Raw genomic sequence first — 26,603 nt, forward strand, 5'->3', positions numbered from 1 at the left:
GATCAATGGGAATTGCGATGTTGAAGCCGCTGCTTCGCCTCCTTGCATGCCTGCTCCTGCCCGCTTCCGCAGCCCTTGCCGCAGAAGGCACCGAGGCCGGTTTCGTCACCAAGGCCGCACAGGCCTACATGATCGAAGCCTCGACCGGAACGGTGCTTCTCGCCAAGAACGAGAACCAGGTTTTTGCGCCTGCCTCGCTTGCCAAGCTGATGACGATGGATCTCGTTTTCGATGCCGTCAGCAAGGGGCAGATTTCGCTCGATACCGAATATCCCGTCTCCGAATATGCCTGGCGCACAGGCGGCGCGCCTTCGCGTGCGGCCACGATGTTTGCGGCACTGAAATCGAGGGTTCGCGTCGAGGACCTGATCAAGGGCGTGGCGATCCAGGGCGCCAATGACGGCTGCATCATCCTTGCCGAGGGCATGGCCGGCAGCGAAGACCAGTTCGCGGCCTCGATGACGCGGCGCGCTCGCGATCTCGGCATGGACAAAGCGGTCTTCGGCAATTCCACCGGCCTTCCCGACGGCAAGAGCAAGGTGACGGCCAGGGAACTGGTGACGCTCGCTGCCGATCTGCAGACATCCTATCCCTCTCTCTATTCCTATTTCGCCCAGCCGGATTTTGAGTGGAACAAGATCTTCCAGCGTAACCGCAATCCGCTGCTCGGCATGGATCTCGGCGCGGACGGCCTGGCGACCGGCTTTACGGAAGGGGAGGGCTATTCGATCGTCGCCTCGGTGCAGCGCGACGGACGGCGGCTCTTCGTGGCGCTTGCAGGCATTGCCTCCGACAAGGAGCGCACGGAAGAGGCCAAGCGCGTGCTGGAATGGGGGCTGACGGCCTTCGAGAGCCGGCAGGTCTTTGCCGACAAGGAAGTCATCGGCGCGGCAAGCGTCTATGGCGGCACGGCGCGCACCGTCGATCTCGTCGCCAAGGCGCCGGTCAGCGTCTATGTTCCGATCAACAATCCGGACCGGCTGGCCGCCCGGATCGTCTATCACTGGCCGCTGACGGCGCCCGTGAAGGCCGGCACGGAAGTCGGCACGCTGCGCATCGTATCCGGCAACAGGATGCTGCGCGAAGTGCCGCTCTACACGGTGCAATCGGTGGAAGTCGGCTCGCTCAGCAGCCGCGCGGTCGATGCGCTGCTCGAGCTTGGCGAATCGCTGTTCTTCTCGTGGCTCTGGGATACGTCCGAGCAGAGCTGAGCCGAACATTGTTGCCGCAATTTGCCGGGGAAGGTGAATATGTCGCCGCGGCAAAAGGTTTCGTTCCGCACTATCTTCGGATAGATAGAGGATGAGCGCGGCGCTCAGAATGCGGGAAAGTGTCATTGTCGTCCGGTACAGGATTGTTCGTTACGTTTGAAGGCGGAGAGGGTGCGGGCAAGTCCACGCAGATCCGCCGCCTCGCCGAGGCCCTTCGAGCCGAAGGCCATGACGTGCTGCTGACCCGGGAGCCGGGCGGCTCACCGGGCGCCGAGGCGGTGCGCCACGTGCTGCTTTCGGGTGCCGCGGAAGCCTTCGGGACCCGCATGGAGGCGATCCTCTTTGCCGCCGCCCGCAACGACCATGTGGAAGAGGTCATCCGGCCGGCGCTTTCCAGGGGCAAGATCGTGCTCTGCGACCGGTTCATGGATTCCTCGCGCGTCTATCAGGGCGTTACCGGCAATCTGGAGCCGGAATTCATCGAGACGCTGCAGCGCATCGCCATCAACGGCGTGGTGCCCGATTGCACGCTGATCCTCGACATTCCCGCCAAGCTCGGGCTGGAACGCGTTATCAAGCGGAATACCGGCGGCCCCGACCGTTTCGAGAAGGAAACGCTCGAAACGCACGAGAAGCGGCGCGAGGCCTATCTCGACATCGCTGCGCGCGAGCCGGAGCGCTGCCATGTCGTCAATGCCGCGCAGCCGGAAGAGGCGATTGCCGACGACATTCTCGCCATCGTCAGGCAATTGCTGGAACCGGCCGCCGCAGAGCGGATGCCGGAAGCGGCCCATCATGAGTGAGGAAAGGCCCGGACTGCTCGACGGCGCCATCTGGCCGGCCGAGAACACGAAGCTCTTCGGCCATGACGAGGCCGAGGATTTTCTGGCGCAGTTCTACCGCTCCGGCAAGGGCCATCATGCGATCCTGATCGAAGGCCCGGAGGGCATCGGCAAGGCGACGCTCGCCTTCCGCTTCGCCAATCATATCCTGTCGCATCCCGATCCCGCCAGCGCGCCGGAGCGCATTGCCGATCCGGACCCGGCCTCTGCCGTCAGCCGGCAGATCACCTCGGGCGCCTCGCACAATCTCCTGCATCTTGCCCGCCCGGTCGACGAGAAGACCGGAAAGGTCAAGTCGGCGATTACCATCGACGAGGTGCGCCGCGCCGGCAAATTCTTCTCGCAGACGTCCGGCACCGGCAACTGGCGTATCGTCGTCATCGACCCCGCCGACGACATGAACCGCAATGCCGCCAACGCCATCCTGAAGATCCTCGAGGAGCCGCCGAAACGGGCGATGTTCCTCGTCCTCTCGCATGCGCCGGGAAAGCTGCTGCCGACGATCCGTTCGCGCTGCCTGCCGCTGAAACTTTCGCCGCTTGACGATAACGCGCTGGTCGCAGCCCTTTCGCATCTCGGCATCCAGGGGGAGGGGCAGGCCCTGCTTTCGGCCGCCAAGGGCAGCGTCGGCGAGGCGCTGAAGCTGTTGAACTATGGCGGCGGCGAGATCATCCAGGCCTATAACGACGTCCTGTCGTCCGAGGGGCCGGCGGCGCGCAAGGCCATGCACAGGCTTGCGGATGCGCTTTCGGGCAAGGAAGCCGATACGATCTTCGATTTCTTCGTCAGCCATGTCGGCGACGACATCATGAACCGCGCGCGCCTCGCGGCCGGCGAGGGGCAGATCGCGGCGGCCGAGCGCCTGGCGCGGCTCTATTCCGAAATCACCGGGAAGCTGACCGTCGCCGACGCCTATAATCTCGATCGCAAGCAGACGATCATGGAAGTGCTCTCCGACATCAAGCAGCCGCGCGCCTGAAGCGTGCTCGACATGCTGGTCGCCTGGGTTGCCCGGTCAGCCGGCCAGCAGCTTCCAGGCGACGATGGTCAGCGTGACCGCCAGCACGATGCGGATCGTGCGCTCGTGCAGTTTCGGCGCAAGCAGGCTGCCAAGCACGATTCCGGGAATGGAGCCGACCAGCAGGGCCAAAAGCATTGCCCAGTCGATCTCGCCGATGAACCAGTATCCCATGCCGCCGACAAGGGTGAGCGGTACGGCGTGGACGATATCGGAACCGACGATCTCGCGCACGTCGAGCCGCGGATAAAGCACGAGCAGGATCGTGACGCCCATGGCGCCTGCACCGACCGATGTCAGGGTCACGAGCACGCCGAGAACGATGCCGAGAACGACGGTGAAGAAGGCGATGGTCGCCGGCTTCGGCGGCATGCGCTCGCCGATCACCCGGCGGGCGAATGCAAGGATCTGGCTGCGGAAAACGAGCATGATCGCGGTCATGACCAGCAGCCAGCCGAGTGCCGTCGTGATGGAGCTGGTGACACCGATGCTCTTGCGATCGACACCGGCCATAAGCCAGAGCATGAGGAGGGCGGCCGGGACGCTGCCGGCGGCAAGGCTGCCGACGATCCTCCAGTTGACACGCCCATGCATGCCGTGAACCGCGGTGCCCGCCGTCTTGGTGATCGCCGCATAGAGAAGATCGGTTCCGACGGCGGTTGCCGGATGCACGCCGAAGAGAAGCACGAGCAGGGGCGTCATCAGCGAGCCGCCGCCGACACCGGTAATGCCGACCAGCGCTCCCACCATGAGACCGGACAGGGAATAAAGAGGCTCGAACGTCAAATATGCGCCTCCGACGGCGCGCGGCCCTGACGACTGCAGATCAAGAAAAATGGCACTTCGCTTCTGTCCCGCCCTGTTGCGGCACAAGGGGTAGATTGCGTCAGAACGCGAGTCAAGTTCACGACTGAGTGTCCGCGAAATCGTCGGCGGCTGCCAAACTTGATGTTTCGCTTACCCGAGACATGCGCTAAGAGCGGCTGACGATTTTTATAGAGTAAGCCGGAATTGGCCGCCATGACAGACAAGACCCCCTTCTACATCACGACTGCGATCTCCTATCCCAACGGCAAGCCGCATATCGGCCATGCCTACGAACTGATCGCGACCGACGCCATGGCGCGCTACCAGCGTCTCGACGGCAAGGATGTCTTCTTCCTGACGGGGACGGACGAACACGGCCAGAAGATGCAGCAGACGGCGCGCGCCGAAGGCATCACGCCGCAGGCGCTTGCCGACCGCAATTCCGGCGAGTTCCAGGCGATGGCAGCGCTGCTCAACGCTTCGAACGACGACTTCATCCGCACCACGCAGGCGCGTCACCACGAGACCTCGAAGAACATCTGGAACCTGATGGCCGACAATGGCGACATCTACAAGGATTCCTATGCCGGCTGGTATTCGGTGCGCGACGAGGCCTATTACCAGGAAAACGAAACGGAGCTGCGCGCCGACGGCGTGCGCTACGGCCCGCAAGGCACGCCTGTCGAATGGGTGGAAGAGGCAAGCTACTTCTTCAAGCTCTCCGAATACCAGGACCGGCTGCTGAAGCACTACGAAGAAAACCCCGATTTCATCGGCCCGGCCGAGCGCCGCAACGAGGTGATCTCCTTCGTCAAGTCCGGCCTGAAAGACCTGTCGATTTCGCGCACGACTTTCGACTGGGGCATCAAGGTGCCGAACGATCCCTCGCATGTCATGTATGTCTGGGTCGATGCGCTGACCAACTACATCACCGCCACCGGCTATATCGAAGACCGCAACGGACCGCGGGCGAAATACTGGCCGGCCGACGTGCATATCATCGGCAAGGACATCATCCGCTTTCACGCCGTCTACTGGCCGGCCTTCCTGATGTCGGCGAAGCTGCCGCTGCCCAAGCGCGTCTTTGCCCACGGCTTCCTGCTCAACAAGGGCGAGAAGATGTCGAAGTCGCTCGGCAACGTCGTCGATCCGGTCAATCTCGTGAACCATTTCGGCCTCGACCAGGTGCGCTACTTCTTCCTGCGCGAAGTCTCCTTCGGCCAGGACGGCAGCTATAGCGAGGAGGCGATCGGCACACGCATCAATTCCGATCTCGCCAACGGCATCGGCAACCTTGCCAGCCGCTCGCTGTCGATGATCGTCAAGAATTGCGACGGCAAGATCCCGGAATGCGGGCCGCTGACCGATGAGGACAAGGCAATGCTGGCGCAGGCAGACGCGCTGCATGCCTCGACGCGCGAAGACATGGGCAAGCAGCTCATCCACCGCGCGCTCGCCTCCATCATCGCCGTCGTCTCGGAGACCGACCGCTATTTCGCCGGCCAGGAGCCCTGGGCATTGAAGAAGACCGATCCGGCGCGCATGGGCACGGTGCTCTATGTGACCGCCGAAGTCGTGCGCCAGATCGCCATCCTGCTGCAGCCGTTCATGCCGGAATCGGCGGGCAAGCTGCTCGACCTCGTGGCCGCGCCCGCGGACAAGCGCGACTTCGCAGCGCTCGGCGAAGCAGGCCGCCTGGTGCCCGGAACTGCGCTCGAAGCGCCGACGCCGGTCTTCCCGCGTTACGTTGCCCCGGTGGAGGCTTAAGGCCGTGCTGGTCGATACGCATTGCCATCTGGATTTTGCCGATTTCGAGGCGGAGCGCGACGAGATCGTGGCGCGCGCCCATGCGGCCGGCGTCGCACAGATGGTGACGATCTCTACCCGGGTGCGCAAGCTCGACGGGCTGCTTGCCATCACCGAAAAATATCCTTCCGTCTTCTGCTCGGTCGGCACGCACCCGAACAATGCGGCCGACGAACTGGATATCCAGACGGAAGACCTTGTGCGGCTTGCCAATGAACATCGGAAGGTGGTCGCGATCGGCGAGGCGGGTCTCGACTATTTCTACGATACGCAGAAGCCCGAGGACCAGCAGACCGGCTTTCGCCGCCATATCGCCGCGGCGCGGGAAACGCAGCTTCCGCTCGTCATCCACAGCCGCAGCGCCGATGCCGACATGGCTGCGATCCTGACCGAGGAGACGGGGAAGGGGGCCTTCCCCTTCATCCTGCACTGTTTCTCGGCCGGTCCGGAACTGGCAAGGACCGGCGTCGAGCTTGGCGGCTACATCTCCTTTTCGGGCATCCTGACCTTTCCGAAATCGGAAGAGCTGCGCGAGATCGCCAAGACCATCCCGCACGACCGGCTGCTCGTCGAAACGGATGCGCCCTATCTCGCGCCCAAGCGCTGGCGCGGCAAGCGCAACGAGCCATCCTATGTGGTGAACACGGCCGAGGTTCTTGCCGAGACGACCGGCCTTGCTTACGAGGAGCTCGCGCGGATCACCACCGACAACGCTTTCCGCCTGTTTTCCAAAATGCCGAGGATCTAGCGGCGTGATACGGCGGCAGCGGTTCACCATTCTCGGCTGTTCGTCGTCGCCCGGCGTGCCGCGCATTACCGGTGACTGGGGTGCCTGCAATCCGGACAATCCGAAGAACAGGAGAACACGCTCAGCCTTCATGGTGCAGCAGTTTTCGGCGGATGGCGCGGCAACGACCGTCGTCATCGATACGGGTCCGGATTTTCGCGAGCAGATGATCAGGGCAGGGGTCGATCATGTGGATGCGGTCCTCTACACCCATCCGCATGCCGACCATATTCACGGCATCGACGACCTGCGCGGCTATTTCCACAATACCCGCCGGCGCGTGCCGATCTTTGCCGACCAGTTCACCATGAGCCGGCTGCGGGAGGCCTTCGGCTATTGCCTGGAGACGCCGCCGGGCAGCAACTATCCGCCGATTGCGCTGCCGATCGTGATAGAGGACCTGGAAAAGCCCGTCGAAATCCACGGGCCGGGCGGAACGATCACCTTCATGCCGCATCTGCAGCAGCACGGCGACATTCATTCGCTCGGCTTTCGTATCGGAAATGTGGCCTATTGCAGCGATGTCAGCGATTTTCCGCCGCAGACGGTGGAAAAGCTGCGGGATCTCGACATGCTCATCATCGACGCCCTGCAATATGCCTACCATCCCAGCCACCTTTCACTGGAACAGTCGCTGGACTGGATCGAGCGGCTCAAGCCCAGGCGGGCGATCCTGACGCACATGCATACGCCGCTCGACTATGACGTGGTCATGGCGCAAACGCCGGACCATGTGGTGCCGGCGTTCGACCAGATGAGCTTTGAGGTCGAAGTCTAGGCGGCGATATAGTGCGTGACCTCGAGGTATCCGCGGTAGATCATTTCCAGGGAAACGTAGAGGATGATCAGCAGGCCGACATAGGCGATCCAGCGATGCTTGTTGAGCAACCGGGCGATGAGGTTCGCAGCGATGCCCATCAGCGCGATGGAGAGGCCGAGGCCGAGGACCAGCACGCTCGGATGTTCGCGGGCTGCGCCGGCAACGGCCAGCACGTTGTCGAGCGACATGGAAACGTCGGCGATGACGATCTGAGTCGCGGCCTGAAAGAAGGTCTTCCTCGGCGCTGACGCGCCGGCTTCGCTCGCATGCTCTTCGCCATGGCCGGCGCGCAGCTCACGCCACATCTTCCAGCAGACCCAGAGAAGCAACAGGCCGCCGGCGAGCAGCAATCCGACGATTGCCAGCAGATAGACAGCGACGGAAGCAAACAGGATGCGGAGCACCGTAGCCGCGAGAATACCGACAAGGATTGCCTTGCGGCGCTGTGTGGCTTCCAGGCCGGCGGCAGCAAGGCCGATGACGACGGCATTGTCGCCGGCGAGAACGAGGTCGATAGCAATGACCTGCAGCAGAGCCGTCAAACCGGCTGCTGTGAAAATGTCCATATTGAATTACCCCCAAATACGCTTGGAGCGTGCTAGCGTCTTGAGGGTTTTCCGTCAACCTGAGAAGGGATGCATTGACGGCCATCCACGGCCATGCCGTGTATCCGGCTGATGCGATCGATACGGTGTCGCGTATCGGCGGATCGATGTAGATTATGGAACGATTCTTTTCTTCGATCCGCAGGCCCATGGAAACGTCGCTCTATCTGCCCGTCAAAGGCTTTCTCGAAAAGGCAGGTTATGTCGTCAAGGGCGAAGTCGGCGGCTGCGATCTCGTGGGCTTGAGCGACGACGATCCGCCCGTGGTCGTGGTCTGCGAACTGAAGATGAGCTTCAATCTCGAACTCATCCTGCAGGCCGTCGATCGCGCGGCCGTTTCCGACGAAGTCTGGATTGCGGCGCGGATTTCGGCCAAGGGCAAGGGCCGCGAGGCCGACAAGCGCTACCGCGACCTCTGCCGCAGGCTCGGTATCGGCATGCTGGGAATCTCGGATGCCGGCGACGTCAGCGTCATCGTCGGCTCCGTATCGCCGATGCCGCGGACAAATCCGAAGCGGCGTTCGCGGCTCATGCGCGAGCACCAGAAACGCCGCGGCGATCCGGCGCTCGGCGGCAGCACGCGAACGCCGCTCATGACGGCATATCGCCAGCAGGCACTCGGCTGCGCGGCAGCTCTGGCATCAGGACCGCTGCGCACACGCGACATCAGGACCGGCGTGCCGGAGGCAGCCAAGATCCTGCGATCCAATGTCTACGGCTGGTTCGAGCGGCTCGACAGAGGCATCTATGGGCTGACGGATGCCGGGCGGGAAGCGCTGCAACGCTGGCCGCAGCCGGAAATGCAGGCGGCCGAGTAGAGCCATCCGGTATAGGTTTTAGTTCCATAATCTATCTTATGCGATCTTCGTATGTAGCCGCAAAGTTAGAATGTCCTGTTTCTGCAAAGTTGGAATGTCACTCTCCTGACGTTTTGATGACGTGGGAGACAAGCGGATGGGACTGATTGCGATGAGCGAGCGCGATCTGCAGCGCACCCTCGCCGATTGACGGGATGGCATCCCGGCTCCACGTCGTCGAAAGCTGTGAGCGCCGATCGCTTCTGTCAAACGACGTATATTGTTTTACGCATACTGATCTTATAAGCACGCGCAGTCGGGTTTGGGCGTCGGTCGCTTAGCGTCTCATTGGCTGCGGCGCCCGTCAGGCGTTGGAATTGAGATGATTGCATTTGCGGATTCAGCCAAGGCAAAAAACCTCCATTTTGGAGATGTGATCATAGACGAGGCGTGCATGTTCGTGCATCGCAACGGGCAGACACTGCAATTCACCAGAAACGAACGCGCCCTTCTTCTGGCCTTCACCGGCAATCCGCGGCGCCTCATGACCCGCAGCCGCCTGCTGGATGAGATCGCTCAACCGGGCTCCGATCCATCCGACCGCAATATCGATTTTCTGGTCAACAGGCTGCGCTTGAAGCTCGGCGACAACGCGAAGTCACCCAGTTTCATTGCAACGCAATATGGCGAGGGCTATGTCTGGATCGCGACTCCGTCCCGGACCGATCCGATCGATGCCTTCCTCATCATCGGTCCGACCTTCGAGCTCCAGAGCCACCCGCTGCGTCAGCAGAGCCTGTCCCTGATGGGCAAGCTTCAGGAGATGATTGCCGCCGGTATCGGCGCCGGCCACAAGGTCGTTGTCCTCGAGCGGCATCTTCTCGCGGCCTATGACAAGTTGCGCTATTTTCTGCAGGTGAGTTTTCACGCTGATGCCGGACGCATCAACTGCGCGGCCACTTTGCGGGAAATGCCGTCGAAGCGCATCGTCAAAGCGTTTCGCCTGCATCTCGATTCTGCCGACGACGGGTCCTTTGCAAACGAGGCGTCGCGCGTCTCCGAAGGCGTTGTCAGCGTGCTGCAACAGGCCCTCAAAGAGGCTTCGGACGGGCTTGGCGTCCCCACGGATGAACCACCTGAAGTTCGGCACCGAAGCGCTTCCACGCTGTTGTCCGTCTCAAATCCGAAATGGCTGGCAAGCGGCGAACAGCTTGCCAAAGGCCGCGAGCAGGATCCTCTCGATGCGGACGCCGCGATCCAGTGGGGTTTGCACCTCTTTGCACGCCTTGTGCTTACCAGTCCGTTCGAAGGCATAGACCTTGCGGAACGCGATCGCACAGAAGGCGAGATCGAAACCACCGTGCTGGAGTGCCTGCCAGAAATAGAGGACAAACCCCTGCTGATGCTGGGAGCCGCCAAGCTCCTCTATTTCATCAACCGCGGCCATCTTGAACTCGCCGAGGAAATCGTCGAGCGCGCCCTCACCCGGATCCAGGATTTCACTGCCGCCCTGCCCATTCTCGGGCAGCTCCGGTTTGCGCGCGGTCATTTCGACGAAGCTGTCGGTTTCTTCAATCAGGGCATCCGGGCGGCCGAACCGGGCTCGGAATTCCACCGCCATATGAGGGTCCTGAAATATATCGCGCTGCTCGCCGCGGGCCAGAACGCGCCTTCGGCAGCCCAGGCCACCGATATGAGCAACCTCGGTACGGATTGCCCGCCGGAGATCGCCCTGATGATCGGCTGGCTGGCCGTTCAGCCGGACCAGGCTTTACCGAACGTATCAGCGCGTGCTGCCGCTGAACTCGGCTCCCATCGCGCGACAAGGGCGATAGAGTATCTCTACTTTACGTCCACGCGCCATGTCAGATCGGAGGAAGGGCGTGCAAACATCATGCGCAACATGATTGCGCATCTGTCGCGACTGTACGGCCAGAAGGTCGTGCCTGACTTCGTGCTTAGCAGCATAGGCTCCCTCGCGTCAGCCTGAACATCGCTGCCAATGGTGCACGCGGCCAGGCCACCAGAGAACGCTCTGGCGGCAGGCGCTGCCGCTCGGCCTGCTCAAACCAATCACGAGACCGGTTTTTTCAATTCTCAAATATTGGGCAAACAATTGCCTGATAGCCACGACCGCTGTTGCCGATCTGAAGATCCAATCCCTCCAGAAGGCGGAGACAGAGGGCAATAACTGGCTGAAACCATCACGAGCGCGACGCGTCAAAGAAAACCGCGCGCAGATTTTTTGCTGAGGGACCCTATTCACATGCCAATTCAAGTCGGCCGTATCAAATACCTACTCTTGCTTCCGGCAGCGCTGTCAATCGCAGCGAGCCTCCTCCAGGGGTGCACACTCATCAGTGACGGGAGAGAATTGGCGAAAGAACAGCAGGAAAACCAGGAGCTCCTTGATAATCTTTCCAAATTTTCACCAAGCGAAGCAAATGGGAGCTCGAGCGCGGTCCGCCCGTCCAATTCAACCGCTCCGTCGGCCCCGAGCGGCCCGCCCAGCACCGGCGTCGGCGGAATTCCCCTGTAGCTTCCGCGCCCCTGCCTGGATGTCCTTGAACCGACCAGGTGCCGCCCCGCATATTTCGCGGGGCGGAACTACGGGCGAAATACAAGCGGACCCTTCCTTGAATTGCCCAATCTGCAGGCAAGCGCGCCTTTCAACTCTTATCCGTGACGGAAAATAGACGTTGATGCGAGTCGCGACCTGCCTGATAGTCCGGCCGATGTCACACACCTCCCAATGGCCGCGCCAGGACAAAATGCCCCTCAAATATATGAACTTCCCTATCCTTTCGAAACTCCTGGCGGCAGCGCTTGCCGCGCTCTTCGCATCGGGTCCGCCGGCCTTTGCGGAAAATCCGTCCGTACCCTGGCCCCAGACGCAAAGCGACCTGCAGGCGGAACCCGGCATCCGTTTCGGTACGCTCGAAAACGGCATGCGGTTTGCGATCATGCGCAATGCCACGCCGCCGGGACAGGCGGCCATCCGCTTTCGGATCGGCGCCGGCTCGCTCGACGAGCGGGACGATCAGCAGGGACTTGCGCATTTCCTCGAACATATGGCCTTCAAGGGCTCGACGCATGTCGCCGGCGACGAGATGATCCGCATCCTGCAGCGCAAGGGCCTGGCCTTTGGGCCAGATACCAATGCCAACACTTCTTACGACGAGACCGTCTATGCGCTCGACCTGCCCGAAGTCGATGCGGACACGCTCGCGACCGGACTGATGCTGATGCGCGAAACGGCGAGCGAACTGACGCTCGATGCCGGCGCTTTCGATCGAGAGCGCGGCGTCATCCTGTCGGAAGAACGACTGCGCGACACGCCGCAATATCGCGCCGCAATCGGCGTCACGAACTCCCTGCTCGCCGGCCAGCGCGTGAGCGAGCGGGCTCCCATCGGCAAGGTCGACATCATCAGCAACGCACCTGTCGATCTGCTGCGCGACTACTACCGGGCCAACTACCGGCCCGAGCGCGCAACGCTGATCGTCGTGGGCGATGTCGATCCCGACACGATCGAAACCCAGATCCGGCAACGCTTTGGCGACTGGAAGGCCACCACCCCTGCCCCGCCTGAACCCGATCTCGGCACGCTCCGGCCGAAAAGCGAAAGTGCCGAGATCATTACGGTCCCCGGCGGCACCACGAATGTAAAGATCGCCTGGACGCGCCCCTACGACGCCTCTCCCGACACGTTCGCCAAGCGCCGCCAGCAGCTGATCGAAGATCTTGGACTTCTGGTTCTCAAGCGTCGGCTGGGCGCCATGTCCAACAGGGCCAATGCGCCTTTCCTCAGCGCCACCGTCGGATCGCAGGATCTTTTCGATTCTGCCCATCTGGTCGTCGTCATGGCAAATTCCGAGGCGGACAAGTGGCAGGCGGCCCTTGCGGCCATCGACCAGGAGCAGCGCCGCTTCCAGCAGTTCGGAGCCGACCAGACAGAGGTCGATCGCGAAATCACGGAATATCGCTCGCTGCTCGAGGCCGCTGCCGCGGGTGCTCAGACGCGCACCAGCACCGATATCGCTTCGCTGCTGGCCAACAGCGTCGATGACAACCAGGTCTTCACCTCACCTGCCGAAGACCTGTCGATGTTCGAAAACATCGTGAATGGGCTGACGGCGGCCGAGGTCAACCAGACGCTGGCTCGTCTCTTTTCCGGCAACGGCCCACAACTCGTGCTGCAGACCGCACAGGCGCCAAAGGGTGGCGCAAATGACCTGCGGCAGGTCTATGACGCCTCCCGTGCCGTTCCCGTCACGGCGCCCTCCTCCGCGGCAGCCGTCGTCTGGCCCTATACGCATTTCGGCGAGCCCGGCGCTGTCGTCGAACGCAAGGCCGTGGAGGATCTCGGCCTGACGATGGTGCGCTTTGCCAACGGCGTGCGGCTCACCATCAAGCCGACCAAGCTGCGCGCAAACGAGGTGCTGGTGCGCGAGGATATCGGTCACGGCCGGCTGGGCCTGCCGAACGACCATCCCCTGGCGATCTGGGCATCGCCGGCTGTCGTCCTGTCAGGCACCAGGGCCATGGACTATCCGGATCTGCAGAAGGCGCTGGCCGCCAAGATCGCCGGCATCGACTTTTCCGTGGGCGACAGCTCCTTTCAATTCACCGGCCAGACACAGACGGGGGATCTTGCGACCCAATTGCAGATCATGGCCGCCTACACTTCCGATCCCACCTATCGACCGGAGGTTTTCAAGCGCGTCCAGCAAGCGTATTTGAACAATCTCGATCAGTATGATGCGACGCCGGGGGCCGTCATCAGCCGCGATTTCGCCGGCCTCGTGCATTCCGGCGATCCACGCTGGACCTTCCCTGACCGCGCACAATTGTCCGCCACAAGGCTTGAAGATTTCGAAGCACTGTTCCGGCCCCACGTCTCCACCGGTCCGATCGATATCACCATCGTCGGCGATATAGGGATTGACGATGCGATCCGCCTGACGGCCGAAACCTTCGGCGCTTTGCCGGCCCGACCGGACACGGCGCCAGGCGGTATGGCAAACGACGTGCATTTTCCCGTCCCTGCCGAAAAGCCGGTCCTGCGGACCCATAACGGCCGGTCCGACAATGCCGCAGCGATCGTGGCCGTTCCCGTCGGGGATATGCTTTCAGACATGCAGCGGGGCTTTGTCGCGAATGTTGCCGGCCAGATCTTCGAAAACAGGCTGATCGAACAGTTCCGCATCGCGGAAGGCGCAACCTACAGTCCGCAGGCCGCAATGGACCTGTCATGGGACATTCCCGGCTATGGCTACGCCTATCTCTATGTCGAGACGACACCGGGCAAGGTCGAAAATTTCTATGCGCTCGTGGACAGGATCGCCGCCGATCTCAGGTCAAACGATGTGTCGCCGGACGAACTGGTGCGCGCCCGCGCGCCGATTGTCGAGACGCTGAGGCACCAGCAGCAAGGCAACGAATATTGGGTACAGTATCTGAACGGCGCTCAGACGGACCCTCGCCGCCTGGATCGAATACGCAACAATCTCAGCGGCTACGAGAAAGTCACCGCCGAGGATATTCGCCGGTTCGCCACGACTTATTTCCAGCCGGACAAGTTCTGGAAATTCGAAGTATTGCCGGCGGCGGTAAGATAGGCCCTCACTGCAGCTGAAGCGGAAGCCGTGCCGGCGCCAACGCGGCGCCCCGGCAAAACGCACCCCGCCTGCCGGGGAAAAGCCGCCTGCCCCGCGTCCGCCGGGCGAGTGGCCGGATCGCATCATGCGTCCGGCGCCTGGCCCGGTTTTGCTGGTTTCCGCCGGCAAAGCGTCGCTTTCGGGACGGCGCATCGATCTTTCTGGTCTACTCTGTGACAGGCAACCGCAGCGGGAGGAGCTGCTCGTGCGTTGCCCTGACTTCAACGGAGGAGACGGAAATGAGCAAGAACCGTGGCGTCGTCTATTTGCGGCCCGGAAAAGTGGAAGTCCGCGACATTGACGATCCGAAACTCGAAGCGCCGGATGGCCGCCGCATCGAACATGGCGTTATCCTGAAGGTCATCTCCACCAATATCTGCGGCTCGGATCAGCACATGGTGCGGGGCCGCACGACAGCCATGCCCGGCCTTGTGCTCGGACATGAAATCACCGGTGAAATCATCGAAAAAGGCATCGATGTCGAAATGCTCGACGTCGGAGATATCGTGTCCGTGCCCTTCAATGTGGCCTGCGGGCGCTGCCGCTGCTGCAAATCGCAGGACACCGGCGTCTGCCTGACGGTCAACCCGTCACGCGCCGGCGGCGCCTACGGCTATGTCGACATGGGCGGGTGGATCGGCGGCCAGGCGCGTTACGTCATGGTCCCCTACGCCGATTTCAACCTCCTGAAATTTCCGGACCGCGACAAGGCGATGGCCAAGATCCGCGACCTCACCATGCTGTCCGATATCCTTCCGACCGGCTTCCACGGCGCGGTGCGCGCCGGCGTCGGCGTCGGTTCGACGGTCTATGTCGCGGGCGCCGGTCCGGTCGGGCTCGCAGCGGCCGCCTCCGCGCGCATCCTCGGTGCGGCCGTCGTCATGATCGGCGACTTCAACAAGGACCGCCTCGCCCATGCGAGCCGGGTCGGCTTCGAAGCCATCGATCTCTCAAAGAGCGACCGGCTCGGAGACATGATCGCGCAGGTGGTCGGTACCAATGAAGTGGACAGCGCCATCGATGCCGTCGGCTTCGAAGCGCGAGGACATTCCGGCGGCGAGCAGCCGGCGATCGTGCTGAACCAGATGATGGAAATTACCCGCGCCGCCGGCTCCATCGGCATTCCCGGCCTCTATGTCACGGAAGATCCGGGCGCGGTGGACGATGCCGCAAAACACGGCAGCCTGTCGCTGCGTTTCGGTCTCGGCTGGGCCAAGGCTCAATCCTTCCACACCGGCCAGACGCCGGTGCTCAAATATAACCGGCAGCTGATGCAGGCGATCCTGCACGATCGCCTGCCGATCGCCGACATCGTCAACGCGAAGGTGATTTCGCTGGAAGACGCCGCACAGGGCTATGAAAGCTTCGACCAGGGTGCGGCGACGAAATTCGTTCTCGACCCGCATGGCGCAATCGCCAGGGCGGCATGAGCGACAGGATGCGCCGGGGCGAAGCCGTCCCGGCACTCCCTGCCCTTCGGGGCCGGCCAGCTACTGCTCGCGGAACGTATGGCTGATCTGGTCCATCAGCGGCTTCGTCATGTAGGAGATGACGGAGCGGTCCGCGACCTTGATGAAGACCTCGGCCGGCATGCCGGGATAGAGCGCCATGTCGGTGAGCTTCTCCAGGCTTGCCGGTTCCGGCTTGATGCGCACAGAATAATAGTCCAGGCCGCTGCGCTGCTCGGTCACGACATCGGGCGAAATCGATACGACATCGCCCTGCACTTCCGGCGTGGTGCGCTGGTCGAAGGCGCTGAAGCGGATATCGACCTTCTGGCCGAGCGTAAGCTGGTCGATATCGCGCGTGGCGATCTTGGCTTCGATGGTCAGGTCGCGCTGATCCGGCGCCAGCAGCATCAAAACCTCGCCGGGATTGACGACGCCGCCGACAGTGTGGACGGTGAGCTGATAGATGCGCCCGCTCATCGGGGCGCGCAGCTCCAGCCGGTTCAGCTGATCGACGGCTGCGATGCGGCGCTCCTGCAGCTCCGAAATCTTGGCCTCGACATCGGTCAGATCCTTGGAATTCTCCGTCCTTCGATCCTCGTCGAGCTGCAGGATCTGCAGGTTGATCTCGGCGATCTTGCCTTCGGCCTGCGCACGGGCCGAAAGGCGCTCGCCGCGGTTTCCGTCGAGCTCGACACGCTGGCGCTTGAGGCTGTTGACCCGCTGCATGGTGACGATCTGCTGGTCATAGAGCTTGCTTGCGGCATCATATTCCTGATCGACGAGCCGGATCGCCTCATCGATCGATGCGAGTTGCAGCGTATCGCCCTGTATCTCCTCGGCTAGCTGCGCCTTGCGCTCTTCCAGCTGCCTGCGCATGCCGAGCAGCGACGACTGGCGAGCGTTGAAGAGCTGGAGCTCGCCGTCGACGAGGTTCCTGTTGGCGGCGATATCGATGCCATCCGCAGCAAGGTCGTCGGTGGAAAATTCCGTCGCGCCGACGCGTTCGGCCTGCAGGCGCGCGCGCCGCACATGAAGCTGGGCAAGATTGCTGTCGATGATGGCGAGATTGGCCTTTACCGAGGCGCTGTCGAGACGCAGGAGGACGTCACCGGCCTGCACATGCGCCCCTTCCCGCGCCATCAGTTCCGAGACGATGCCTCCCGTCAGATGCTGGATCTTCTTCACGTTCTGGTCGATGATCACAGTCCCCTGCCCGACGACGGCATTGGACAGCGCGGTCGAAGCGGCCCAGCCTCCCATGCCGCCGACAAGGGCGACGGACAGGACCCAGACGGACAGGATATGGCGGTTCAGCGAGCGTTGCGACTGCATCGTCATCTGCCCTGCTCCGTTTCGTCGCCAACCACCTTCAATGCCGCATGTCTTGGCTGTTCGGTCAGATTGTCGGTGCGGACGACCTTGGCAAGTACCAGATCCTTCGGGCCGAAAGCCAGCGCCTGCCCGTCGCGCATCGCCAGGACGAGATCGACGCTCGAAAGCGTGCTTGGACGATGGGCGACGACGATGACGATGCCGGCCCGCTGGCGAATGCCCGCTATCGCACCCGCCAATGCCATCTCGCCGTCGATATCCAGGTTGGAATTCGGCTCGTCGAGCACGACGAGGAAGGGATCGCGGTAGAGCGCGCGGGCAAGCGCGATGCGCTGACGCTGGCCGGCGGAAAGCATGGAACCATCAGGCCCTATTTCGGTCTCATAGCCTTTGGGGAGCCGCAGGATGAGATCGTGAACGCCGGCATTGCGCGCTGCCGCGATAATTTCCTCTGCCTTCGCATCCCTGCGAAAACGCGCAATGTTCTGCGCGACGGTGCCGGCAAAGAGTTCCACATCCTGCGGCAGGTAGCCGATATGGCGCCCGAGCGCGGCGTCATCCCACTGGCCGAGCGCTGCGCCGTCGATGCGCACCGAACCGCGATGCACGGGCCAGAGGCCCACGATGGCGCGCACCAGCGAGGATTTTCCCGAAGCGCTCGGGCCGATGATGCCGAGCGCGCTGCCTGCCGCCAGCGTGAAACTGACCCCCTGGACGATGAGTTCCTGCCTGCCGGGTGGGCCACTTGAGACCGCCTCGACGGAAAGCTCATGGGAGGGTGCCGGCAACGCCAGCGGCGAAACCGTTTCGGGCAACAGGGCCAGCATCTGGCGCAGCCGGCTCCAGGATTGCTGGGCCGCGACGAAACCCTTCCAATTGGCGATCGCCTGCTCGACCGGTGCCAGCGCCCGCGATGTCAGGATGGAAGCGGCAATGATGATGCCGCCCGAAGCCATGTTTTCGATAACCAGCACGGCACCGGCGGCAAGCACGCCCGATTGCAGCGCCATGCGGAAGATCTTCGAGACGATCGCGTAGCCGTTGACCGTATCGGCATTGCTGCCTTGCACCTCGCGATAGGCATCGTTGCGTGCCGACCAGCTGTCGGCGAGTTCGTCAGCCATGCCCATGGCCTGGACCACTTCCGCATTGCGCTGCGCCGCACTTGCGAGCGCGTTTCTTTCGGTCGCGAGTTCATGGACCCTCCTGGTTGAAGCCTGCGAACTTCTGTTCGTCAGATAGGTCAGCACCATCAGGATCAGCGCGCCGCAAATGGCAATGATGCCGATGATGGGATGGAACAGGAAGCAGATGCCGACATAAAGCGGCACCCAGGGCAGATCGAAAAAGGCTGATGGGCCGGAGCTGGAAAGAAAGCTGCGAACCTGATCGAAATCGCGCAGCAGGGAGAGGCCATCGCCCGCCGCCCTGCCCTTGAGCGTCGCCTTGAACACACGGCGGCTCATCACCTCGTCGAAGACACCGGATATGCGCACCAGGATGCGCCCGCGCACAAGATCGAAAGCGCCCTGGAAGGCATAAAGCAGCAATGCCAGAAGAGCGAGCGCAATCAACGACGGGATGCTGCGGCTCGGTATGATGCGGTCGTAGACCTGCAGCATGAAGAAGGAACTGGTCAGATAAAGCAAATTGACCAGGGCACTTGCAACGGCGACGGCAATCAAACCTCCGCGGCTGCGTCGCATCGCCTCTGCGGCGAGGTCTTTCCCGCCCTGACGAGCCGGCGAGATGCCAAGTCCGTTCAATATCGAATCTCCGTGGAACATCCTGGCTGATTGTACAGGGCAATTCAGCCGCCGCTTCGCAAACATATTGCGAGCAATACAATATGATTAACAAACCATAACTTTGGCGGATTCCACTGTATAGAGTCAAATTGCTTTTGAAGAGAATCACTATACCATCAAAGCAGCAAATTCTACTTCCGGGCGAGGAGCGCAATAATGGTCCAAGCTGTTAGAATTAATGATGTTATCGACTCCTTCGGAATTGATACGCACATCGATTACACGGATGGAAAATACGCCAATATCGCAGAGGTTGTTGAAGCCCTGGACTATCTCGGCCTCGACACGGTTCGCGATCATGCCCCTACCCCCGCTTCCGACCCCTATGGCCAGGGCCATCTCGGGGATGCGGCGGATGCCGGCGTAAAATTCGTCTTCGTCTCGGGGCGTGACGATACTCCTGCCACCGTCGTCCAGAGGCTGCACGCCTTCGTGGAGGCGCATCCCGGTTCGATCGTCGGCATCGAAGGCCCGAACGAAGTCAACAACTGGCCCGTCTCCTACAAGGGACTGTCGGGAGAGGCCGCCGCACTCGCCTACCAGAAGGACCTGTTCAACGCGGTAAATGCCGATCCGCTTTTGAAGGACATTCCGGTTCTCGGCTTTACCGGTTACACGGTTGCCTCTTCCAACGACTACACGACGATCCACACCTATGCGAAGGAGGGCGACCAGCCCTTCACCTGGCTCCAGCGCGAATCCGGCGACCAGATGAGCGCCGACCCCGGCAAGCCGCTGACCATCACCGAAATCGGCTACCACACGTCGCTGACCGCCGATACAAATGGCGGTTGGGAAGGCGTCGATGAGACGACGCAGGCGAAGCTGCTTCTCAACACGCTGATGGACGGCGCCTTTCTCGGATCGAAAGGGACGTTCATCTATCAGCTTCTCGATGCCTATTCCGATCCGGGAGGCGCCGACCAGGAAAAGCATTTCGGGCTGTTTCGCCTGGATTATTCCCCCAAGCCGGCTGCAACGGCGATCCACAATCTGACGGAAATCCTTGGGGATGACGGGGCAACGCAGGCGACCTTCAATCCGGGAACGCTCAACTATTCGATCAGCGGGCTGCCATCGACGGCGCGAAGCTACCTGACGGAGAAATCCGACGGCAGCTACCAGATCATCATCTGGAACGAACCGGATATCTGGAACCAGACGACCGACAAGGCGATCCAGGCGGCAACGACCAGCGTCAACGTCAATCTGGGTGGCGCTTTCGGGACGGTGCAGGTCTACGATCCGCTGACGGGCAGCTCGCCCGTCAAGAGCTTCAGCAACGTCTCCTCGCTGAACGTGGATGTCGTCGACCATCCGATCATCATCAACATCGCAGCGGGCGCAGGTGCGCCGCAGGAACCCGGCCACATTTATGGCGGTACCGGCGACGATATATTCACCGTCACCTCGCCGACCGACATCGTCGACGAAAGCCGCGGCGGCGGGACCGATACCGTCATGTCGTCGATCAGTTTCAGCCTCGGGGATCCTGCGCATGTGATCGGCGCCGTGGAGAACCTGACCCTGACCGGCAGCGCCAGCATCAACGCCACCGGCAATGGCCTCGCCAACATTCTCGTCGGCAATTCCGGGGCAAACGTGCTGAATGGCGGCGCTGGCGGGGACAGTATGACAGGCAAGGCCGGTGACGACACCTATATCGTCGACAATGCCGACGACATGGTCATAGAGGCCGGAGGCTCCGGCAAGGACACGATCAAATCCTACATTTCCCTCAGCCTGGGAGACACGGACCATGTGACCGGGACCGTCGAGAACCTCATCCTGATCGGCACGGCCGATATCGATGCGACCGGCAACGGCTCAGCCAATATCCTCACCGGCAATTCAGGGGACAACAATCTCAACGGCATGAAGGGCGCCGATCGTATGGCCGGCGGATTGGGGGATGATACCTATACGGTCGAATCCGCCGGCGACATCGTCGACGAGACCAACGGCGGCGGCAACGACACCGTCGTCTCCTCCATTTCCTTCAATCTGGCGAATGCGTTGGGCACGGTGGAAAATCTGACGCTGTCAGGTTCGGCAGCGCTCGGCGCTACCGGCAACGATGCGGACAACGTCCTGACGGGCAATAGCGGCGCCAACATCATTTACGGCGGCCTGGGGAACGACCGGCTGATCGGCGGCGGCGGCATAGACACCCTGAACGGCGGCGCCGGGGCGGATTATTTCGTATTCAGCACAAAGCCGAGCAAGGCGAGCAATGTCGACAAGATAGAAGATTTTTCCGCAGCGGCCGGCGACAAGATCGTGCTCGACCATGACATCTTCGCAGCGATCGATCCGTCCAGCTTCTCATCGGCCAATTTCGTTGTCGGCATCAAGGCAATGGATGGGAACGACAGGCTCATCTACAACCAGTCCAGCGGCGCACTCTTCTACGATGCCGACGGAAACGGGCGCGGTGCGGCCGTTCAGGTTGCGACGCTCACCAATCTGGCGACGCTTCATCACGACGACTTCCTGTTTCTTTGAAAGCGGCGCGACGTCTTCAAGCGGCGGACCTCACGGGGCTCCTTTGCGGAGCCCTTTTTCTTGCCGCATGCCGATGTCGATGCGCCCCATCGGCCACGCGGGGATCTCGTAACCGGCGTTCTTCCGGCGCGGATCTTCGAGCGGGACAAAGGCTGACAAGTGACTTGCATGATGCAAGTGACTTCTGTAGTGACTTGCATCATGCAACGAACAAGCTTCGCCAATTTCAAATGCCCGGCCGCGCGCGCGCTCGACAGCGTCGGCGACTGGTGGAGCATGATGATCCTCCGCGACGCCTTTCAGGGGCTGACGCGTTTCGACGAATTCCAGAAGAGCCTCGGCATTGCGCCGAATATCCTGACGCGACGGCTCGCGCATCTGATCGAGGAGGAGCTGTTCGAGAAGCGGCTCTATAGCGAGCGCCCTGCCCGCTACGAATATGTGCTGACGGCCAAGGGGCGCGATTTCTTCCCTGTTCTGATGGCTCTGTTTTCCTGGGGACGCCGGCACGTTCCGCAAGAGGACCTTGCCTTCCTGCTCGGCAATGCCGCCTCCGGTGAGGAACGCCGGCCTGTCCTGGTGGATGCGGCCAATGGCGAAGAACTCAAGCCCGAAAACACCTGCCTGCTGCCCGGGCCGGCAGCCGAGGAAAGCGACCGCGAGCGGATTGCCCGCATGCGCGCTTATTATCTTGGCATCGATGCCTAGAAAACCTCGTTTCCCCGGAGTGCCGGAAATGCTCGATCTCTTTGTTTTTGCGCAATTCCGAACGCAAACCGACTGCGCATTTATGCTGGACTTGCTCTAGAAAGGACGAATCCATGGAACGCATTGTTGTCACCGGCATGGGACTTGTTTCGCCGCTCGGCGTCGGCGTGGAGACCGCATGGAACAGGCTTGTCGCGGGCGGTTCCGGTCTGCGCGTGCTGCCGGAGGATGTGGTCGGCGACCTTGCTGCAAAGGTCGGCGGCGTCGTTCCCTCGATCGAGGAGGATGCGGGAGCCGGCTTCGATCCCGACCGCGCGGTCTCGCCCAAGGATCAAAAGAAGATGGACCGCTTCATCCAGTTCGCGATGATGGCGACCGACGAAGCGGTGCGCCAGGCCGGATGGATGCCCGAGGGCGTGGATGAGCGCGAGCGGACCGCGACGATCATCGCGTCCGGCGTCGGCGGCTTCCCGGCGATCGCCGATGCGGTGCGCACGGCCGAGACACGCGGCGTGCGGCGGCTCTCGCCCTTTACCGTGCCGTCCTTCCTCGTCAACCTGGCGGCGGGTCAGGTCAGCATCCGCTATGGTTTCAAGGGACCGCTCGGCGCGCCGGTGACGGCCTGCGCCGCAAGCGTTCAGGCGATCGGCGATGCGGCGCGGCTGATCCGCTCCGGCGAGGCGGATGTCGCTATCTGCGGTGGTTCTGAGGCCTGCATCGACAAGGTGAGCCTCGGCGGCTTTGCGGCGGCCCGCGCACTCTCGACCGGTTTCAACGACAGGCCGGAACTTGCTTCGCGTCCCTTCGATACGGCCCGAGACGGCTTCGTGATGGGCGAAGGGGCCGGCATTCTCGTCATCGAAACGCTTGAGCACGCGCTGGCTCGCGGCGCGACGCCGCTTGCCGAACTGGTCGGCTACGGCACGGCTGCCGATGCCTATCACATGACGGCAGGGCCGGAAGACGGCGACGGCGCCCGCCGGGCGATGGAAGCGGCATTGCGGCAGGCGAAGATTCCGGTCTCCGAGGTCAAGCATCTCAACGCCCATGCGACATCGACACCGGTCGGTGACAAAGGTGAGATCGCTGCGATCGGTACGGTCTTCGGCCGCGACGGCGGCATTGCCGTCAGCGCCACCAAATCCGCGACCGGTCATCTCCTGGGTGCCGCAGGCGGGCTTGAAGCCATCTTCACGATCCTTGCGCTGCGCGACCAGATCGCCCCGCCGACGCGCAATCTGGAGACGGCCGATCCGGCGGCAGAGGGCATCGATCTCGTCGGCAGCACGGCCCGCAAGGTGGCGATGGAATACGCGATCACCAACGGCTTCGGCTTCGGCGGCGTGAACGCCAGCGCCCTCTTCCGCCGCTGGTCCTGACCGGCTCTTTCCTTGCGCCGAAAATCGCCTACACTTGTCCGGATATAGCCGGAGGCGATCCCATGCGCGCATTCTTCGCAGTGCTGATCCTGTGTGCCGTATCCGTGATGTCGGGCGTGCCCGCCTATGCAGAAGATCCCGTCCAGACGACGCAGACGATGATCGAGGCGCAGATCCGGGCCTTCCTCAAGGACGATGCCGATACGGCCTATTCCTTCGCCGCGCCCGGCATCAAGGCCATGTATCCCGACAAGAATGTCTTCTTCGCCATGGTGAAAAAGAGCTACGAGCCGGTTTATCACCCCGGCAACTATGCCTTCGGGCGCAGCAGATCGATCGACGACGGGGCCATGATCTATCAGGAAGTGCTGATTTCAGGCCGCGACGGCAAGGACTGGACGGCAATCTACCAAGTCGCTCGCCAACCTGACGGCAGCTTCAAGATCAACGGCGTGCAGATCGTGCCCAATGCCGACAGCAAGGGCATATGAGGTGCTGTCTGGCCCCCATATCTTCTTTTTCTTCCGGTTGGCCTGGCCAGCTACGCCCTCCAAAACGGATGGGATGTCTTCAAGCTGACCGAGCTTCCGCTGAAAGCGGTCCTGTTTACTCCCAGCACAGGCGTGGAAAGCCTCTTTCCCTTCAACGGCCCCAGTTGGTCTCTGTTTTTCGAGCTTTGGGTTGGGCTGTTGACGAGCCGCTGTGCAAGAGGTTGAAATCGATGCTTGTGCCCGGAACTCCAACCGCCAAACCTGTCGCGTCCGCCGCGAGGACGAACTGATCCTTACACCGGTTCGATATCGCCCCTTGCCCATTCCTCGATCGTCTCGGCCATGAAATCCGCAAAACGGCCTTCGGCAATCGCCTTGCGGATACCCTGCATCAGTTCCTGATAGTAGTTCAGGTTATGCCAGGAGAGCAGCATGCCGCCGAGCGCCTCGTTGGCCCGGACGAGATGGTGGAGATAGGCGCGGGAATAATCGCGCGTTGCCGGGCAGTTCGACTGTTCGTCGAGCGGGCGCATATCCTCCGCATGACGGGCGTTGCGGATATTGACCTTGCCGCGGCGGGTGAAAGCCAGGCCGTGACGGCCCGAACGGGTCGGCATCACGCAGTCGAACATGTCGATGCCGCGGGCAACGGATTTCAGGATATCGTCAGGCGTGCCGACGCCCATCAGGTAACGCGGCTTTTCGCCCGGCAGGACCGGCAGCGTCTCTTCCAGCATTTTCAGCATGACGTTCTGCGGCTCGCCGACCGCAAGGCCGCCAACGGCGTAGCCCTTGAGGTCGAGCTTGGCGAGTTCCTCGGCCGAGCGGACACGCAGGGCCGGCACGTCGCCGCCCTGGACGATACCGAACATGGCTTTGCCGGGCTGATTGCCGAAAGCGACCTTGCAGCGTTCGGCCCAGCGCAGCGAGAGCTCCATGGCGCGCTCGATTTCCTTCGGCTCGGCCGGCAATGCCACGCATTCATCGAGCTGCATCTGGATATCGGAGCCGAGCAGGCCCTGGATCTCGATGGAACGCTCCGGCGACATGTGATGCAGGCTGCCGTCGACATGCGACTTGAAGGTGACGCCCTGCTCGTCGAGCTTGCGCAGGCCGGAAAGCGACATGACCTGAAAGCCGCCAGAATCCGTCAGGATCGGATGTTCCCAGCGGATGAGCTTGTGCAGGCCGCCGAGGCGGGCGACACGCTCGGCCGTCGGACGCAGCATCAGGTGGTAGGTATTGCCAAGGATGATGTCGGCGCCGGTGTCGCGCACCTGGTCGAGATACATGGCCTTGACCGTACCGACCGTGCCGACCGGCATGAAGGCCGGCGTGCGGATGACACCGCGCGGCATGGAAACTTCACCGAGACGGGCGGCGCCATCGGTCTTCTTCAGGGTGAACTGGAAGTTCTCAGTCGTCATCGGTCTTTCCGGAAAAGGAGGCTCGCGTCGCCGTAGGAATAGAAGCGGTAGCCTGTCGCAATGGCGTGTTCATAGGCCGCGTGCATGGTTTCGAAACCGGCGAAAGCGGCGACCAGCATGAAGAGCGTCGAGCGCGGCAGGTGGAAGTTGGTCATGAGGACATCGACCGCCTTGAAACGGTAGCCCGGCGTGATGAAGATGCTGGTGGCGCCAGCCCAGGGCCTGATGTTGCCGCTTTCTTCGGCGGCGCTTTCGATCAACCGCAGCGAGGTCGTGCCGACGCAGATGATGCGCCCGCCCCTTTGCCTGACCGCATTCAGCCGCGCGGCGATCTCGGCGCTGACGTAACCACTTTCCAGATGCATCTTGTGATCGTCGGTATCGTCGGCCTTGACCGGCAGGAAGGTGCCGGCGCCGACATGCAGCGTCACGAAATGCCGTTCGATGCCGGCCCTGTCGAGGGCCCCGAAGAGAGCAGGAGTGAAATGCAGGCCGGCGGTGGGGGCAGCAACAGCCCCCTCCTCCCGTGCGTAGATGGTCTGGTAGTCGGCGCGGTCGCGCTCATCCTCCGGCCGCTTCGCCGCGATATAGGGCGGCAGCGGGATATGGCCGACGCGGGCGATCGCCTCGTCCAGCGCTGGGCCGGAAAGATCGAAAGCGAGCGTCACCTCGCCTGCCTCGCCCTTCTCCTCGACGGTGGCATCGAGCGCGCCGATCAGGCAGCTTTCGCCGCTGTGGCCGAAGGCGATGCGATCGCCCTCCTTGATGCGCTTGCCGGGCTTGGCAAAGGCTTTCCACTTGTTGGCGCCGACGCGCATGTGCAGCGTCGCCGAAACCTGCTGGCCGCCGGCGCCCTCGCGATGGCGGATGCCCTCGAGCTGGGCCGGAATGACCTTGGTATCGTTGAAGACCAGTGCGTCGCCGGCCCGCAGGAAGGACGGCAGATCGAAGACGCGGTGATCCGACAGCTGCGCCTGCCCATTCGGATCGACGACGAGCAGGCGCGCGCTGTCGCGCGGCTCGGCGGGCCGCAGCGCAATGCGTTCATCCGGCAGGTCGAAATCGAAGAGGTCTACGCGCATCGAGGCACTTTCGGGCAAAGCGAAACCCGCCCCGCGCTTTCGCGCAAGGGCGGGTTCCAGCAGAAAT

20 protein-coding genes are annotated in these 26,603 nt (G+C 62.3%); 14 read left to right on the top strand and 6 right to left on the bottom strand.

Annotated elements, in window-relative coordinates:
* Positions 1–17 precede the first annotated feature (17 nt).
* The 3 genes from ACFPWW_RS01235 to ACFPWW_RS01245 all read left to right on the top strand — a co-directional run bounded on the left by ACFPWW_RS01235 (position 18) and on the right by ACFPWW_RS01245 (position 3,032).
* Complete coding sequence (locus ACFPWW_RS01235; RefSeq protein WP_112567845.1) at positions 18–1,211, top strand: D-alanyl-D-alanine carboxypeptidase family protein; 1,194 nt, start codon at positions 18–20, stop codon at positions 1,209–1,211.
* A gap of 125 nt (positions 1,212–1,336) precedes the next feature.
* Positions 1,337–2,014, top strand: coding sequence for a dTMP kinase (gene tmk / locus ACFPWW_RS01240; RefSeq protein WP_112758013.1), 678 nt, complete (start codon positions 1,337–1,339; stop codon positions 2,012–2,014).
* Positions 2,007–3,032: a DNA polymerase III subunit delta' gene (locus ACFPWW_RS01245; RefSeq protein WP_112758015.1), complete on the top strand. Its 1,026-nt coding sequence runs from the start codon at positions 2,007–2,009 to the stop codon at positions 3,030–3,032. Before tmk ends, ACFPWW_RS01245 begins: the two co-directional genes overlap by 8 nt.
* Positions 3,033–3,068: 36 nt before the next feature.
* Here the strand turns inward: ACFPWW_RS01245 and ACFPWW_RS01250 are convergent, their stop codons facing one another.
* A complete protein-coding gene (locus ACFPWW_RS01250) occupies positions 3,069–3,857 on the bottom strand; it encodes a sulfite exporter TauE/SafE family protein (protein ID WP_377309979.1) in 789 nt (262 codons plus the stop codon).
* 234 nt (positions 3,858–4,091) lie between these two features.
* Here ACFPWW_RS01250 and metG point away from each other — a divergent pair, with 234 nt between their 5' ends.
* From metG to ACFPWW_RS01265, 3 genes are read left to right on the top strand one after another with little or no spacing between them, the layout of a single operon-like run.
* Positions 4,092–5,645: a methionine--tRNA ligase gene (gene metG / locus ACFPWW_RS01255; protein WP_112706192.1), complete on the top strand. Its 1,554-nt coding sequence runs from the start codon at positions 4,092–4,094 to the stop codon at positions 5,643–5,645.
* Positions 5,646–5,649: 4 nt separating this feature from the next.
* Positions 5,650–6,432, top strand: coding sequence for a TatD family hydrolase (locus tag ACFPWW_RS01260; RefSeq protein ID WP_112754478.1), 783 nt, complete (start codon positions 5,650–5,652; stop codon positions 6,430–6,432).
* Between the two features lie 4 nt (positions 6,433–6,436).
* A complete protein-coding gene (locus tag ACFPWW_RS01265) occupies positions 6,437–7,249 on the top strand; it encodes an MBL fold metallo-hydrolase (RefSeq protein ID WP_112706190.1) in 813 nt (270 codons plus the stop codon).
* Here the strand turns inward: ACFPWW_RS01265 and ACFPWW_RS01270 are convergent.
* On the bottom strand, positions 7,246–7,857 hold the full coding sequence (locus tag ACFPWW_RS01270; protein WP_112567859.1) for a TerC family protein: 612 nt from the start codon (positions 7,855–7,857) through the stop codon (positions 7,246–7,248). The two genes, ACFPWW_RS01265 and ACFPWW_RS01270, sit on opposite strands and share 4 nt — an antisense overlap.
* Before the next feature lie 188 nt (positions 7,858–8,045).
* Here ACFPWW_RS01270 and ACFPWW_RS01275 point away from each other — a divergent pair, with 188 nt between their 5' ends.
* The 4 genes from ACFPWW_RS01275 to fdhA all read left to right on the top strand — a co-directional run bounded on the left by ACFPWW_RS01275 (position 8,046) and on the right by fdhA (position 15,783).
* Positions 8,046–8,714 carry a DUF2161 domain-containing phosphodiesterase gene (locus ACFPWW_RS01275; RefSeq protein WP_112706189.1) on the top strand — a complete coding sequence of 223 codons (669 nt, stop codon included), beginning with the start codon at positions 8,046–8,048 and terminating at the stop codon, positions 8,712–8,714.
* Between the two features lie 361 nt (positions 8,715–9,075).
* Positions 9,076–10,683 (top strand): winged helix-turn-helix domain-containing protein, encoded by a 1,608-nt coding sequence (locus ACFPWW_RS01280; RefSeq protein ID WP_377309981.1) that lies wholly within the window; start codon positions 9,076–9,078, stop codon positions 10,681–10,683.
* A 781-nt stretch (positions 10,684–11,464) separates the two neighbouring features.
* Entirely contained in the window at positions 11,465–14,314 is a 2,850-nt protein-coding gene (locus ACFPWW_RS01285; protein WP_377309983.1) for a M16 family metallopeptidase, read from the top strand.
* A gap of 278 nt (positions 14,315–14,592) precedes the next feature.
* Entirely contained in the window at positions 14,593–15,783 is a 1,191-nt protein-coding gene (gene fdhA, locus ACFPWW_RS01290) for a formaldehyde dehydrogenase, glutathione-independent (RefSeq protein ID WP_113414503.1), read from the top strand.
* Between the two features lie 60 nt (positions 15,784–15,843).
* Here the strand turns inward: fdhA and ACFPWW_RS01295 are convergent, their stop codons facing one another.
* Both ACFPWW_RS01295 and ACFPWW_RS01300 read right to left on the bottom strand, forming a co-directional pair.
* On the bottom strand, positions 15,844–17,142 hold the full coding sequence (locus ACFPWW_RS01295) for an HlyD family type I secretion periplasmic adaptor subunit (RefSeq protein ID WP_377309984.1): 1,299 nt from the start codon (positions 17,140–17,142) through the stop codon (positions 15,844–15,846).
* On the bottom strand, positions 17,139–18,842 hold the full coding sequence (locus ACFPWW_RS01300; RefSeq protein ID WP_377310408.1) for a type I secretion system permease/ATPase: 1,704 nt from the start codon (positions 18,840–18,842) through the stop codon (positions 17,139–17,141). Before ACFPWW_RS01300 ends, ACFPWW_RS01295 begins: the two co-directional genes overlap by 4 nt.
* Positions 18,843–19,100: 258 nt before the next feature.
* On the opposite strand from ACFPWW_RS01300, the gene ACFPWW_RS01305 reads away from it, so the two are divergent.
* The 4 genes from ACFPWW_RS01305 (at position 19,101) to ACFPWW_RS01320 (ending at position 24,027) form a co-directional block, all read left to right on the top strand.
* Complete coding sequence (locus ACFPWW_RS01305; RefSeq protein ID WP_377309985.1) at positions 19,101–21,449, top strand: calcium-binding protein; 2,349 nt, start codon at positions 19,101–19,103, stop codon at positions 21,447–21,449.
* A gap of 201 nt (positions 21,450–21,650) precedes the next feature.
* The gene (locus ACFPWW_RS01310) at positions 21,651–22,157 is read left to right on the top strand and encodes a winged helix-turn-helix transcriptional regulator (RefSeq protein WP_112706182.1); all 507 of its coding nucleotides are present in this window, start codon (positions 21,651–21,653) and stop codon (positions 22,155–22,157) included.
* Between the two features lie 113 nt (positions 22,158–22,270).
* Positions 22,271–23,536, top strand: a complete 1,266-nt coding sequence (gene fabF / locus ACFPWW_RS01315) for a beta-ketoacyl-ACP synthase II (protein WP_112567873.1) — start codon at positions 22,271–22,273, stop codon at positions 23,534–23,536.
* Between the two features lie 62 nt (positions 23,537–23,598).
* A complete protein-coding gene (locus tag ACFPWW_RS01320) occupies positions 23,599–24,027 on the top strand; it encodes a DUF4864 domain-containing protein (RefSeq protein ID WP_112567875.1) in 429 nt (142 codons plus the stop codon).
* Between the two features lie 293 nt (positions 24,028–24,320).
* Here ACFPWW_RS01320 and tgt read toward each other — a convergent pair whose 3' ends face one another.
* Together tgt and queA are read right to left on the bottom strand one after the other, a co-directional pair.
* Positions 24,321–25,454 carry a tRNA guanosine(34) transglycosylase Tgt gene (tgt, locus tag ACFPWW_RS01325; protein ID WP_377309987.1) on the bottom strand — a complete coding sequence of 378 codons (1,134 nt, stop codon included), beginning with the start codon at positions 25,452–25,454 and terminating at the stop codon, positions 24,321–24,323.
* The gene (gene queA, locus ACFPWW_RS01330) at positions 25,451–26,536 is read right to left on the bottom strand and encodes a tRNA preQ1(34) S-adenosylmethionine ribosyltransferase-isomerase QueA (RefSeq protein WP_377309988.1); all 1,086 of its coding nucleotides are present in this window, start codon (positions 26,534–26,536) and stop codon (positions 25,451–25,453) included. The genes tgt and queA overlap by 4 nt, the downstream gene beginning before the upstream one ends.
* Between the last annotated feature and the right edge of the window lie 67 nt (positions 26,537–26,603).

The organism is Rhizobium sp. GCM10022189 (assembly GCF_042656325.1).
Classification (GTDB): domain Bacteria; phylum Pseudomonadota; class Alphaproteobacteria; order Rhizobiales; family Rhizobiaceae; genus Rhizobium.